General features: G+C 69.9%; 11 protein-coding genes. 4 read left to right on the top strand and 7 right to left on the bottom strand.

What is annotated here, in order from left to right; translation table 11 throughout:
* Positions 1 to 65 precede the first annotated feature (65 nt).
* Complete coding sequence (locus ACEN2M_RS05600) at positions 66 to 1,238, top strand: Gfo/Idh/MocA family protein (protein WP_441647199.1); 1,173 nt, start codon at positions 66 to 68, stop codon at positions 1,236 to 1,238.
* A 60-nt stretch (positions 1,239 to 1,298) separates the two neighbouring features.
* The gene (locus ACEN2M_RS05595) at positions 1,299 to 2,300 is read left to right on the top strand and encodes a sugar phosphate isomerase/epimerase family protein (protein WP_441647146.1); all 1,002 of its coding nucleotides are present in this window, start codon (positions 1,299 to 1,301) and stop codon (positions 2,298 to 2,300) included.
* 19 nt (positions 2,301 to 2,319) lie between these two features.
* Here the strand turns inward: ACEN2M_RS05595 and ACEN2M_RS05590 are convergent, their stop codons facing one another.
* From ACEN2M_RS05590 to ACEN2M_RS05575, 4 genes are all read right to left on the bottom strand, one after another.
* Positions 2,320 to 3,534, bottom strand: a complete 1,215-nt coding sequence (locus ACEN2M_RS05590) for an ROK family protein (protein ID WP_441647145.1) — start codon at positions 3,532 to 3,534, stop codon at positions 2,320 to 2,322.
* A gap of 64 nt (positions 3,535 to 3,598) precedes the next feature.
* Complete coding sequence (locus tag ACEN2M_RS05585; RefSeq protein ID WP_441647144.1) at positions 3,599 to 4,324, bottom strand: YqaJ viral recombinase family protein; 726 nt, start codon at positions 4,322 to 4,324, stop codon at positions 3,599 to 3,601.
* 144 nt (positions 4,325 to 4,468) lie between these two features.
* On the bottom strand, positions 4,469 to 5,140 hold the full coding sequence (locus ACEN2M_RS05580) for an ABC transporter ATP-binding protein (protein ID WP_441647143.1): 672 nt from the start codon (positions 5,138 to 5,140) through the stop codon (positions 4,469 to 4,471).
* A 45-nt stretch (positions 5,141 to 5,185) separates the two neighbouring features.
* Positions 5,186 to 6,673 (bottom strand): ABC transporter permease, encoded by a 1,488-nt coding sequence (locus tag ACEN2M_RS05575; RefSeq protein ID WP_441647142.1) that lies wholly within the window; start codon positions 6,671 to 6,673, stop codon positions 5,186 to 5,188.
* 179 nt (positions 6,674 to 6,852) lie between these two features.
* Here ACEN2M_RS05575 and ACEN2M_RS05570 point away from each other — a divergent pair, with 179 nt between their 5' ends.
* Together ACEN2M_RS05570 and ACEN2M_RS05565 are read left to right on the top strand one after the other, a co-directional pair.
* Positions 6,853 to 7,599: a response regulator transcription factor gene (locus tag ACEN2M_RS05570; protein WP_441647141.1), complete on the top strand. Its 747-nt coding sequence runs from the start codon at positions 6,853 to 6,855 to the stop codon at positions 7,597 to 7,599.
* The gene (locus ACEN2M_RS05565; RefSeq protein ID WP_441647140.1) at positions 7,599 to 9,125 is read left to right on the top strand and encodes an ATP-binding protein; all 1,527 of its coding nucleotides are present in this window, start codon (positions 7,599 to 7,601) and stop codon (positions 9,123 to 9,125) included. The genes ACEN2M_RS05570 and ACEN2M_RS05565 overlap by 1 nt, the downstream gene beginning before the upstream one ends.
* A 6-nt stretch (positions 9,126 to 9,131) precedes the next feature.
* Here the strand turns inward: ACEN2M_RS05565 and ACEN2M_RS05560 are convergent, their stop codons facing one another.
* From ACEN2M_RS05560 to ACEN2M_RS05550, 3 genes are all read right to left on the bottom strand, one after another.
* Positions 9,132 to 10,982, bottom strand: a complete 1,851-nt coding sequence (locus tag ACEN2M_RS05560; protein WP_441647139.1) for a glycoside hydrolase family 2 TIM barrel-domain containing protein — start codon at positions 10,980 to 10,982, stop codon at positions 9,132 to 9,134.
* 61 nt (positions 10,983 to 11,043) lie between these two features.
* Complete coding sequence (locus ACEN2M_RS05555) at positions 11,044 to 11,541, bottom strand: MarR family winged helix-turn-helix transcriptional regulator (RefSeq protein ID WP_441647138.1); 498 nt, start codon at positions 11,539 to 11,541, stop codon at positions 11,044 to 11,046.
* Between the two features lie 10 nt (positions 11,542 to 11,551).
* Positions 11,552 to 13,264 (bottom strand): MDR family MFS transporter, encoded by a 1,713-nt coding sequence (locus ACEN2M_RS05550; RefSeq protein ID WP_441647198.1) that lies wholly within the window; start codon positions 13,262 to 13,264, stop codon positions 11,552 to 11,554.
* Positions 13,265 to 13,345 lie beyond the last annotated feature (81 nt).

The following is a 13,345-nucleotide window of genomic DNA, read 5'->3' as shown; positions in this document are numbered from 1 at the left end:
TGCATTCTTGACCCGTCCGCCCCAAGAAAAGAGGACCCGTGGACACGCCCAGCCTTCGTATCGCCATGATCGGCCACGGTTTCATGGGAGCGGCCCACTCCCAGGGCTGGCGGGTCGCGCCGCGGTTCTTCGACCTGCCGGCCCGGCCGGAGATGGCCCTGCTGGTGGGCCGGAACGCGCAGACCACCAGCGCGGCCGCCGACAAGTGGGGCTGGACCGAGACGAGCACCGACTGGCGCGAAGCCGTGGCCAGGGACGACATCGACATCGTCGACATCGTCACCCCCGGCCACAGCCACGTGGAGATCGCCGTCGCCGCGCTCGCGGCCGGCAAGCACGTGCTCTGCGAGAAACCGTTGGCCAACACCGCCACCGAGGCCCAGGCCATGGCGGATGCCGCGGCGCGGGCCGCCGAGCACGGCGTGTTCGCCATGGTCGGCTTCACCTACCGCCGGGTCCCTGCCGCCACGTTGGCCCGCGACCTCGTGGCGTCCGGCGCGGTCGGCGAGATCCGCCAGGTGCGGGCCGCCTACCTGCAGGACTGGCTGGTCGACGCCGAGGTGCCGCTGGCCTGGCGCCTGCAGAAAGACCTGGCCGGCTCTGGCGCACTCGGCGACATCGGCGCCCACGCCATCGACCTGGCCCAGTTCATCACCGGGCAGCGGCTCACCAGCGTGAGCGGGGTGATGCAGACCTTCGTGGCCGAGCGTCCGCTGCTGGCGAGTTCCGCCGGGCTGGGCGGCACCGCCGCCGCCGAGCGCGGCGCGGTGACCGTGGATGACGTGGCCCTGTTCACCGGACGCTTCGACGGCGGGGCGCTCGGGTCGTTCGAGGCCACCCGCATGTCGACCGGGCGCAAGAACGCCCTGCGGATCGAGGTCGCCGGGTCTCGCGGGGCGGTGTCGTTCGACCTGGAAGACCTCAACGCCCTCGGCTTCTACGACGCCACCGCGCCGGAAGGAACGCGGGGCTTCACCCGCATCCTGGTGACCGAACCGCAGCATCCCTACCTCGCCGCGTGGTGGCCGGCCGGCCACATGCTCGGTTACGAGCACGGCTTCACCCACCAGGCGAAGGACTTCGTGGAGGCCATCGTGGCCGGCACCCAGCCGGAGCCGTCCTTCGCGGCCGGCCTGCAGGTGCAGAGGGTGCTCGCCGCCGTTGAGCAGAGCGCCGACGCCGGCAGCGCCTGGACCACGACCGGTGATGCCGAACCGGCCCTTGCCGGCCGGCCCTGACCCCAGCACACTGACCTCGACCAGACCAGTTCAGCTCCACCGAGCCCCAGGAGAACCCCGATGCCCCGTCCCGTCACCCTGTTCACCGGCCAGTGGGCCGACCTTCCGTTCGAAGAAGTCGCGAGGCTGGCCTCCGGCTGGGGCTACGACGGGCTGGAGATCGCCTGTTGGGGCGACCACCTGGATCCCTGGCGCTGGGACGACGAGGCGTACGTCGCCGATCGGCTGGCCATCCTGGCCAAGAACAACCTCAAGGTCTACGCCATCTCCAATCACCTCAAGGGTCAGGCGGTCTGCGACGACCCGATCGACCAGCGGCACCGGGATATCCTGCCCGACGTGGTCTGGGGAGACGGCGATCCTGAGGGGGTGCGGCAGCGGGCCGCCGAGGAGATGAAGCACACCGCCCGGCTGGCCGCGAAGCTCGGGGTGAAGACCGTGATCGGCTTCACAGGCTCGTCGATCTGGAAGTACGTGGCCATGTTCCCGCCGGTGTCGCAGGCCGCCATCGACGCCGGTTACCAGGACTTCGCCGACAGGTGGAACCCGATCCTGGACGTCTTCGACGAGGTGGGCGTGCGGTTCGCGCACGAAGTGCACCCCAGCGAGATCGCCTACGACTACTGGACCACCGTGCGCACCCTCGAGGCCATCGGCCAGCGGAAGGCGTTCGGGCTGAACTGGGACCCGAGTCACTTCGTCTGGCAAGACCTCGACCCGGTCGGCTTCCTTTGGGACTTCCAGGACCGGATCTACCACGTGGACTGCAAGGACACCAAGAAGCGCATGGTGAACGGACGCAACGGCCGGCTGGGCTCGCACCTGGCCTGGGCCGATCCGCGCCGCGGCTGGGACTTCATCTCCACCGGCCACGGCGACGTGCCCTGGGAAGACAGCTTCCGCATGCTCAACACCATCGGCTACGACGGGCCGATCTCGGTGGAGTGGGAGGACGCCGGCATGGATCGGCTGATCGGCGCCCCCGAGGCCCTCGCCTTCGTGCGGTCCCTCGCGTTCGACCCGCCCGCGGCGGCGTTCGACGCGGCGTTCAGCAGCCGCTGACGCGGGCCGCGGCCGGGCCCTATTTGGCCAGCGCGGCGGTCTCCATCAGGTCCAGCACCATCGCGTCCACCCGGGCAGGGGAGAGGGCGTGATGGATGGCCAGCATGCTGGCCCCGATCACGGCGGCATCCGGTCCCGCGCCGGACTGGGTGATCTGCAGGTGTTGGGTGGCCAGCGGCATCGACCGTGTGTAGACCACCTCGCGCACGCCGGCGATCAGGTGCTCGCCGGCCTGCGCCATCGAACCCCCGATCACGATGACCGACGGGTTGACCAGGCTCACGCAGGCGGTGAGGACCTCACCGAGGTCCCGGCCGGCCTGCCGCACGGCCTGGATGGCGATGAGGTTGCCGCGTTTGACCAGGTCGACCACGTCCTGGTTCGTGCTGATGTCCAGTCCCTTGTCGCGCAGCTGATGGGCCAGCGCAGGACCGGATGCCAGGGCCTCCAGGCAGCCGCGGTTGCCGCAGTGGCAGGGCACATCCGCCCCGCGCTGCACCCGCACGTGGCCGATGTCGCCGGCGATACCCTGAGCGCCGCGCTGCAGGATGCCGCCGGAGATCACGCCGGAGCCGATGCCGGTGGCCACCTTGACGAAGATGAGGTGGTCTACCTCCGGCCACGCGGTCTCGCGTTCGCCGAGCGCCATGATGTTCACGTCGTTGTCGACCAGCACCGGAACGTGGAAATGCGCCGCCAGGGTGCCGCGCACGTCGAACCTGTCCCAGCCGGGCATGATCGGCGGGTTGATCGGCCGGCCGCTGCTGTATTCGACCGGACCGGGCAGGCCCACCCCGATGGCGAGCAGGTCTGCCGCGGGGCGGCCGGAATCGCGCAGCAGTGCGTCGCCGGCCTCGATCACCCAGCCCAGAACCGCGTCGGGTCCGTCGGCCACGGCGATGTCGGTGCTCACCTCGTGCAGGGGGCGCCCGGTCAGATCGCTGACCGCGATACGAACGTGCGAGGCGCCGATGTCCACGCCGAGCACCATCTTCATGCCGGTGGCCAGCGCCACCTGGGAGGACGGCCGGCCACCGGTGGACGGCGCGTCGCCGGTGGGCCCGACGAGTCCGAGCTTGACCAGGGAGTCGATGCGCAGGGCGATGGTGGAACGGGCGAGCCCGGTGAGGGCGGCCAGTTCGGTGCGCGTGCGGGAGCGGCCGTCGCGCAGGATCTGGAAAAGATCACTCGTGCCGGTGGAGCCGAGCGCATCTCCGCGACTTATGTCGATCATTGGTCAATCTAATCACACCGGTCGACTTATTTCGGTCGAGAAGAATCAGATGATGACCGGCGGCTCACCGACCGTAGTCGTACGGCGGTGGCGCATCGGCGCGTTCGCGCTCCCGCTGGTGGTTGAGCAGGTCGATGAGCTGATCGGCGAAGCCCACCAGAATGCTGATCTGGTCGTCGTCCCGGTCGATCCAGCGGCATTCGGGCACCGCGCTCCTGGGCACGAAGTTGTCGTGCTCCTCCCAGACCAGCAGGGTGCGGTCGGCGCCGAGCACGTACTGCTGCCACCAGATCTGCCGCAGGTAGGAGCGGGGGATGCTGCGCCACGGTTTGCTGGTGGTCTTGATCTCAGCGAGTTCGAAGACACCGTTCGTCACCAGGCCCAGGCCGTCGGGGGTGGCCAGGTGACGGAGCTGACCGGCCGCGTGAAACAGGTTGGTGCTCGGCTCGATGCCATAGTTGGCCAGCACCCAGGCCGCGATCTCGGGCTCCCTGGCCCGGCCGTGGTCGGTATACGGGTTGCCGCCGAATCCGCTGCCGTTGATCTTCTCCCTGGCGGCTGTGTGCACCGACTTCTCCGTGGCGAGCTTGGCGACATCCGTGGCGGTGATGCCCTGGCTGCGGGCCCGCAGCCAGGCGACCCGGTCGGTGGAGTCGGCCACGATGCGGCCGAGGTGCGCGAGGGTCGGTGCGGCGGAGGCGACAGCCGAGACGGCGGCGCCGGCCGGGAAGGTCGGAGAGGCCGGGATCTGCTCGTCCAGCTCGAAGAGGGACAGCAGGGAATGGGACACGTCTTCCATTCTGCTCCGTGCGGGCGGCGCCGGCCGACACCTCGCCGTGCATCCACCGGCCCGCTGCGGGAAAGTCACCGAGAAGACCCGCCGGATCCTCGAGGGATCCGGCGGGCGGGCGCGTGCGCCCTCAGCCGACGTCGCTCAGCTGATCTCCTTCACCACGCCCTGCTTGATCAGCAGACGACGCTGTGCCCGCTTGGCCACGGCGGTGTCGTGGGTGACCACGATCAGCGTGAGCCCGCGGTCCCGCCACAGGCCCTCGAGCAGGTCCATGATCTCGTCCCTGGTCTGCTCGTCGAGGTTGCCGGTCGGTTCGTCGGCCAGCAGCACGGCCGGCTCCTTCACCAGGGCACGGGCGATGGCCACCCGCTGCTGCTGGCCGCCGGAGAGCTCGGCCGGCAGGTGGCTGCCGCGTTCGCCCAGGCCCACCGAGGCCAGCGCCGCAGTGGCGCGGGAGGTGCGTTCGGCCGAGCTGATGCCCAGCGGGGCGAGTGCGGTCTCCACGTTCTCCTGCGCCGTGAGGGTGGGAATCAGGTTGAAGCCCTGGAACACGAAACCGATCTCCCGCGCCCGGATCTTGCCGAGCGGCCCGTCGCCGAGCTTGGACAGATTCGACGTGCCGAGCTCCACGGTGCCCTCTGTGGGCCGGTCGAGGGCGCCCAGCATCTGCAGCAGCGTGGACTTGCCGCCGCCGGTGGGACCCTGGATCGCGACCATCTGGCCGTCGGGAATGGTGAGGCTGACCTTGTTGAGGGCGGTGACGGAGCGTTTGCCCTGATCGTATTTCTTGGTGACGTTCGTCAGTTCATACATGGGGGAGTCTGTTCTTTCTCGCGAAGTGAAATCGTCGGGGGCGCATCAGGCGATGCTGCGGAGCGCTTCGGCCGGGCGCAGGCGCGAGGCGCGCCAGCCGCCGACGGCCCCGGCGAGCAGGCCGCCGATCACGGCCAGGCCCACAGCGATGAGGATCACCGAGAGGGTCACCGGCACCTGGAGCACGATGTCGGAGGTGACGGCCTCCGTCGCCTGCTGGCCGAACCCGCCGCCGCCACCGCCGGGGCCGCCCATGGCGGTGGCTTCGGTGGCCGCCGCACCCGCGGTGAGCGTGGGCGCGACCAGGTTGATCACGAGGATTCCGATGAGGCCGACCGCGATGCCCACGACGCCGCCGATCAGGCCCTGCACGAGCGATTCGCCGGCGACCTGCCGCACGATGCGGCCGTTGGACCAGCCGATCGCCTTCAGGGTGCCGAATTCACGGGTGCGCCGGGTGACGCCCGAGATGGTGAACAGGATGGCGATCAGGAACGCGGCGGCCAGCACGATCAGCGACAGCCACAGGCCGAGGTTCTTGACCAGGTCGGAGGCGCTGGACAGCGACCCGGAGACGCTCGAGGCAAGGTCGGACTGGGTCTGCACGGTGGCGTCGGGCAGGGCGGTCTCGACGTCGGTCTGGATCTGGTCGATGTCGGTGGACGAGGCGGCCTGCACGTAGATGTCGGTCACCTGATCGGTCAGGCCGGAGAGGGTCTGGGCCACGTCGAGGGGGATGTAGACGTTGGAGGCGGTCGCCGCATCCGCGCTGGAGGCGCTGACCAGGCCGACGATGGCGAAATCGGTCCCCGCGATGGCGACGGTGTCGCCCACGACGAGTTCGGCTGTGGTGGCGTAACTCGCGTCGAGGACGGCGACGTTCGTGCCGGCGTCGCCGCTCTCCAGGCTGCGGCCGTCGGTGAGGCTCACGGCGGACAGCGGGCCGACGGCCTCATCGGCGGGGTCGAGGCCGAGCACCGTGAAGGAGTCGACGCTGAACGAGCTGCCGCCGGCGCCATCCGGACCGCCGCTGGGCGGGGTGCCGCCGGCGCCGGCATCGTCACCGGTCGGCGCCGTGCCGGTGCCGGTCTGGGAGCGCTCGGGCAGGGCGCCGTCGAAGGTGGTGTTGCTCAGCGAGAGGGTCGCGGCGGCGGCCGAGACGTTGTCGATGCCGCCGACGGTGTCCAGGGCCGCGGCGTCGAAGGATGTCGCGCCGCGGTCGACCGACAACCTGGCCTGGCTGACGGTGGTGGTGCCGTCGGTGGTGGCGCCGTCATCCGCGCCGAAATCGAAGTTCTGCGGGCCACCGGTGCCCGCTTCGCCCTCGGTGGGCGCTGCGGGGGTCTGGCTCACGGTGATGTCGGTGCCCACCCCGTACACGGAGGCGAGCACGGTGGACTGCGCCAGCTGCACTCCACTCGACACGGCGTTGACGATAATGACCAGGGCGATGGCGAGCGCCATGCCGATGGCGACGATGGCGGTCTGCTTGCGGCGACCTGCCAGTTCTCGTCGCAAATAGGTGACAAACATCGATTCTCCAGTCCGGGCAGGGAGGATCCCGCCTTCATGGGTTCGAAGTTAGGCAGCGCGGTTATGGCGGCACTATGGGCTGCCTATGAATCAGCCAAGGGTCCGGCGCGCGGCCCGCTCACAGAGTCACCGTGGGCAACGCATAGCCGGTTCATAGGAAAGGCACGGATACTTGCCTCATGAGCACACGAGCACACGAGCAGTCGGCCCACGGACCTCGCCTTCGCAAGGCCGACGGTTCCCCGATCCGGGTGCTGGTCGTCGACGATGAACCCACTCTCACCGACCTGCTCTCGATGGCGCTGCGCTATGAGGGCTGGGAGGTGCGCACGGCCGGCGAGGGCCGGGCGGCGATCACCCTGGCCCGCGAGTTCCGACCGGACGCCATCGTGTTGGACATCATGCTGCCCGACATCGACGGCCTGCAGGTGCTCCAGCGGGTGCGGGCGGATGGCTACGAAACGCCGGTGCTCTTCCTCACCGCCAAGGACTCCCTCGACGACCGCATCGCCGGCCTCACCGCCGGAGGCGACGACTACGTGACCAAGCCGTTCAGCCTGGAGGAGGTCGTCGCGAGGCTCCGCGGGCTCATCCGCCGCTCCACAATGGCCGTGTCCGACTCCACCGACCCCCGAATCACCGTGGGCGACCTCACCCTCGACGAGGACAGCTATGAGGTGTTCCGCGCGGGCGACCAGATCGAATTGACCGCCACCGAGTTCGAACTGCTGCGTTTCCTGATGCGCAACCCGCGCCGGGTGCTCAGCAAGGCGCAGATCCTCGACAGGGTCTGGAGCTACGACTTCGGCGGCAAGTCCTCGGTTGTGGAGATCTACATCTCTTATCTGCGCAAGAAGGTGGATGCCGGCCGCGAACCGATGATCCACACCGTGCGCGGTGCCGGTTACATGCTGAAGATCGCCTGATGGCACCGAGGTCGCCGGCCGTCGACGAGCGCATCATCCCCACCCGCAGCGGTCGCGCCCCCTGGACGCTGCGCCGCCGCCTGGTGGTGGCGATGGTCGCCATGCTCGCCCTGGTGAGCCTGGTGATCGGGGTGGTGAGCGTCGCCATCCTCAGCGCCAGCCTGATGGACGGCCTGGACCAGCAGGTCACCAGCGCCGCCGAACGTTCGAGCGTGGTCGTGAGCGGTGGGCGGCCCAACGGCACCGACTTCAGCCTCGGCACGCCAACGGCCAGCGACGTGCTCAACGGGCCGTCCCAGCCGCCCGGCACCCTGGCCCTGGTCTACGACGGCAGCACGGTCTCGGCCGGCTACACCGACGACACCGGTGCCGTCGTGGCGCTCAACAACGACCAGGTCAGCCAACTCGTCTCCGAACTCGACAGCGCGGTGCGCGAGGGCGGCACCTCGGTGCCGTTCAGCGTGGACCTCGGTGGCGACGTCGGCGAATACCGGGTCCTGGCCGAGACCGCCAGGTCCGGCGCGCTGTACCTGGTGGGCCTGCCGGTCGCCAGCGTCACCGGCACCGCCGCCCAGCTGGCGATCATCATCACCATCGTGTCGTTGATCGGGATCGTGCTCGTGGCGTTCCTGGCCACCGCGATCGTGCGCCTGGCCCTCCGCCCGCTGCAGCGGGTGACTGCCACCGCCACCCGGGTCTCCGAACTGCCCCTGGACCGGGGCGAGGTGGCGCTCGTCGACCGGGTTCCGGCCGCGGACACCGACCCCCGCACCGAGGTCGGCCGGGTGGGCTCCGCGCTGAACCGCATGCTCGACCACGTCGACATCGCCCTCGAGACCCGGCAGGCCAGCGAGCACAAGGTGCGCCAGTTCGTGGCGGATGCCAGCCACGAGCTGCGCACCCCGCTCGCCTCGATCCGCGGCTACTCAGAGCTCACCAGGCGCAGCGGCCAGCAGCTGCCGCCGGACGCCATCCACGCGCTCGGCCGGATCGAATCGGAATCGGTGCGGATGACCGGACTCGTCGAGGATCTGCTGCTGCTCGCCCGCCTGGACGAGGGCCGCGAACTCGAACAGGCGCCGGTGGATCTCACCAGCCTGCTCGTCGACGTGGTCAGCGACGCCCATGCGGCCGGCCCAGACCACACCTGGGACCTCGACCTGCCCGAGGAGCCGGTGCTGGCGGCGGGTGACGGTCCGCGCCTGCACCAGGTCTTCGCCAACCTGCTCGCCAACGCCCGCGTGCACACCGACGCAGGCACCCGAGTGGAGGTGGCGCTGGGCGTGGAGGGCGAGCGTGCGGTGGTGACGGTGACCGACGACGGCCCGGGCATTCCGGAGAACCTCCGGGCGACCCTGTTCGAGAGGTTCGCCCGCGGGGACAGCTCCAGGTTCCGCGGCACCGGCGGCAGCACCGGCCTCGGTCTGGCCATCGTGCAGGCCGTCGTTCTCGCCCACCGCGGCGAGGTCACCGTGGACAGCCGGCCGGGGCGCACCAGCTTCCGCGTGGTGTTGCCGCTGGCCTGAGCCGGCTCAGTCCGGCCGGCCGTGGCGGATGAGCGCCCGCAACCGATCGATCGGGGCCTTGGGCACGCGGTCCTCATCCAGCAATCCGTTGGTTTCCTGCCGGGTGTCGGTCAGCTGGGTGTAGCAGAACCCCGCCAGGGCGGTGCTCTCGTGCACTGCGGCCAGCACGGCGGTCAGGCGGGCCAGGAAGTCATCCGTGGAGCCGGCGCTGGAATACCCCCAGGCCGCACTCTCGGCGCCCTCCCGGGGAAAGGAGATGCCCCCGAACTCGGTGAGCAGCACCGGTCGTCCCGTCGAGTCCTGGCCGGGGAGCACCAGGCGCCGGCCGGCCGGGCCTGCCCCGGCGAGCAACCGGGTGAGCGCCGCATCGTCCCGATAGCGGGCGGCCAGCACCGGGCCATCCGCCTCATAGTCGTGCACCGTCAGGATGTCGGAGTCCACGTGCTCCCAGCCGTCGTTGGAGACGACCGGCCGGGTCGGATCGATCGCGCGGGTGAGCGCGGCCAGGGCCCGCACGAAGGCGGCCTGCGCCGGGTCGTGGGCGAGGTGCGGCACCCCCCAACTCTCGTTGATCGGCACCCAGGTGACGATCGACGGATGCGAGAGGTCGCGTTCGAGCACGGCCGTCCATTCCGGGGTGGTGCGCCGCATGGCGTCCGCGCTGAAACCGAAGGCGCCGGGTGCCTCGCCCCAGACCAGGAGGCCCAGCCGGTCGGCCCAGTAGAGAAAGCGCGGATCCTCGATCTTCTGGTGCACCCGGGTGGCGTTGAACCCGAGGTCCTTGATCAGTTCGACATCCCGGCGCAAGGACGCCGGGGACGGGCTGGCCAGGTGTGACTCCGGCCAGTAGCCCTGCTGCAGCACCGACCGCACGTAGTACGGCCTGTCGTTGAGGAGGAAGCGGCCCCCGGTCGCCGCGACGGACCGGAGCCCGAGGTAGGAATGCACCTCGTCCACGGCCGTTCCCGCCGTCGTCAGCCGCACGGTGGCATCGATCAGCCGCGGCGTCTCCGGGCTCCAGAGCAACTCCTCGTAGGCCTGCCCGTTCGCCCGCGCCGGAAGCACGATGGTCGCGCTGGAGACGGCCTCCGTCACGGGGTGGCTGAGCTCGGCCACCGGTGCACCCTCGAACGTGAGGGCATAGGAGAGGACGCTGCCGGCCGGCGGACGCCGGTTCAGGGTGACGCGCGCGGTGACGGTTCCAGCGGTGCGATCGGGCAGCCAGTGCAGCAGCGTCACGGCCGTCGGTGCCGTGGACTCCAGCCAGACCGGCTGCCAGATTCCGCTGGTGCGGTGGTACCAGATGGAATGCGGTTCGAGGCGCCAGTCCTGCTTGCCGCGGGGCTGGGCGGCGTCGAGGGGATCGTCAACCGCCCGCACCACCACGGTGTGGTCGGTCTTGGCCGGATCGAGCACATCGGTGATGTCGAACGAGAACGGCGTCTGCCCACCCTCGTGTTCACCGAGAAAGCTGGAATCGACCCAGACCCTGGCCCGGTAGTCGACGGCGCCGAAGTGCAGGTGCAGACGCTGCGGCCGGCTCGGGTCCTGCTCGAAACCCGCCGCGGCCAGGGCCTCGCCGCCGAATGAGCGTGCGTACCAGATCGTGCGGTGGAACCCGGTGTCCTGAATGCCGGAAGCGGCGGACTCAAACGGGAACGGCACCTGGATGCTGCGATCGAAGTGCGGCCGGCGGTACCAGTGTGCGCCCTCACCCTCGTCGGCGTCGTCGAAGGCGAACCCCCACGCGCCCGCCAGCTCGTGCCAGTGCCGGCGCACGAGCTGGGGGCGCGGATAGGTGCCGTCCTGCGTGCTGGCGCTGAATTCACCGGGAGGGGTCTGCGTGCTGATGGTCATGTGTTCCATGATGCCCGGGTACCCCCCGCTGGCGGGAGCCTCGGCGGCGGTCCCGAACCGGCTACTCGGCGGCGTCGGGGGAGTTCAGCCGTTCCAAGAACCGGGCGAACTCGTGCAGGTCGGCCTCGGGCCAGCCCGCCAGGCGGGCGTGGATGAAGCTCTTGTCGCCACCGGGCACCGCCGACATCTTCTCGATCGCCAGCGGGGTCGCCGCGAGAAACCTGGCCCGCCCGTCGGCAGGGTCAGCGGCGAGTTCCAGCAGGCCGAGCTCCTCGAGCAGGCGGGCCTGGCGGCTGATCACACTGCGATCCACCTCCATCGACTCCGCCAGGGCACTGGCGTGCGTCGGCCCGCAGCGCCGCAGCATCCGCAGGATCTTGAGCCCGAACGGCTGCAGGGCCGGGTCGATGTGGGTGGCGGCCTCGCGCACGGCGCCGCGCACGTAGGCCGCGAGCCTCATCATCTGTTCCTCGACCTCGGCCAGAGCCTCGGCGACGTCGGCCGACGGGGCCGTGTCGCCGGGCCCGGCGGCCGGGGGGAATGCGCCGTGCTCGGTCATGACCATCACACTAGCGACCCGTGCTCGGGTTTCCCGACGTGCCCTCGGCGCCCGGCTGCACCTGAATGGAGTTGGTCGGGTGGGCCAGGCCCACCGGTGCGAGCCCGGCGGATGCGGCTCCCACCTCGATCAGGATGTCCTCGGCGCCTTCGCGTTCGCGCTGGCCGTCGGACTCGACCTTCGCCGGTGACTTCTTCGCGGCCTCGGCCTTGGTCAGGGCGATGGCGGTCTGGGTGCCGAGCGACGCGTTCGGCATCAGCGAGACCATCACCAGGGTGATGATCGCCAGCGGCACGCCGAGCAGGAAGACCGTGCCGACGCCGGAGCCGTAGGCCGACTCGACGACCACGCGGATGGCGGCCGGCAGGTCGCTGACGTGGGGGATGACGCCGGAGCCGAGGGTCTGCGCGGCCACGGCCTGGTCGGCCGGAGCCAGCGTGGTGATGCCGTCCTTGATGTGCTGGGCGACGACGGTGCCGAGCACGGAGCCGAGCACCGAGACGCCGACGGTGCCGCCGAGGCTGCGGAAGAACGTGACGGCGCTGGTGGCCACGCCGAGGTTTTTCACCTCGATGGAGTTCTGCACCACCAGGACCAGGTTCTGCATGACCATGCCAAGGCCCGCGCCGAGCACGAACATGAAGATGCCGACCAGGACCAGGTTGGTGTCGTACTGCAGGGTGCCGAGCAGCAGGAGGCCGGCGACCACGAGGACCGAGCCGGAGACCATGATGGCCTTCCACTTGCCGGTGCGGCTGATCAGGGTGCCGAACAGGGTCGACGAGATGAGCAGGCCGCCCATCATCGGGATGGTCAGCAGGCCGGACTGGGTGGGCGTCGCGCCGCGGGCCAGCTGCATGTACTGGCTGAGGAAGACGGAGGTGCCGAACATCGACACACCCACCGAGATGCTGGCGACGGTGGCCAGGGTGAAGGTGCGGTTCTTGAACAGGGTGAGCGGGATGATCGGCTCTGGGACCTTGAATTCGACGATCACGGCAAGGACGAGCAGCAGCGCGGCGGCCGCGACCATGACGAACGAGGTGACGGATGCCCACTCGAAGTCGTTGCCGGCCAGGGTGACCCAGATCATCAGCAGCGAGACGCCGCCGGCGATGAGTGCGGCGCCGAGGTAGTCGATCTTCACCACGCGCTTCACCCGCGGCGGCAGGTGCAGGGTGCGCTGCAGCAGAACGATGGCGACGATGGCGATGGGCAGGGCGATGAAGAAGTTCCAGCGCCAGCCGAAGGCATCCGTCACCACGCCGCCGAGCAGCGGGCCGCCGACGGTGCCGACAGCCATGACGGCGCCGAACAGGCCGGCGTAGCGGCCGCGGTCACGCGGGCTGATGATGTCGGCCATGATGATCTGGCTGAGCGCGGCGAGGCCGCCGGCGCCGAGGCCCTGCAGCACGCGGAAGCCGATGAGGGTGCCGGTGTCCTGCGAGAAGCCGGCCAGGGCCGAACCGATCACGAAGGTGGCCAGGGCGAGCTGGATGAGCAGCTTGCGGTTGAAGAGGTCGGCGAACTTGCCCCAGATGGGAGTGGACACCGTGGTGGCGAGCAGGGTCGCGGTGATGACCCAGGTGTAGGCGGACTGGTCACCCTTGAGGTCGGAGATGATGATCGGCAGCGATGTGCTGACCACGGTTCCGGCGAGGATCGAGACGAACATGCCCAGCAGCAGGCCGGACAGGGCCTCGAGGACCTGACGTTTGGACATTGAACCGTCGGCCGAAATGGTCCGGCTCGGGGCGGTGGTGGTGCGGGAACGGCGTGACATGAATCTCCAGCTAAATAATTG

Origin of the sequence: Cryobacterium sp. W22_MBD10_FK3, assembly GCF_052113745.1 — a bacterium.
In the GTDB taxonomy this organism is placed as follows: domain Bacteria; phylum Actinomycetota; class Actinomycetes; order Actinomycetales; family Microbacteriaceae; genus Cryobacterium.
Note: the sequence above shows the minus strand (reverse complement) of the source record. Positions and strands in the feature narration are given on the sequence as shown.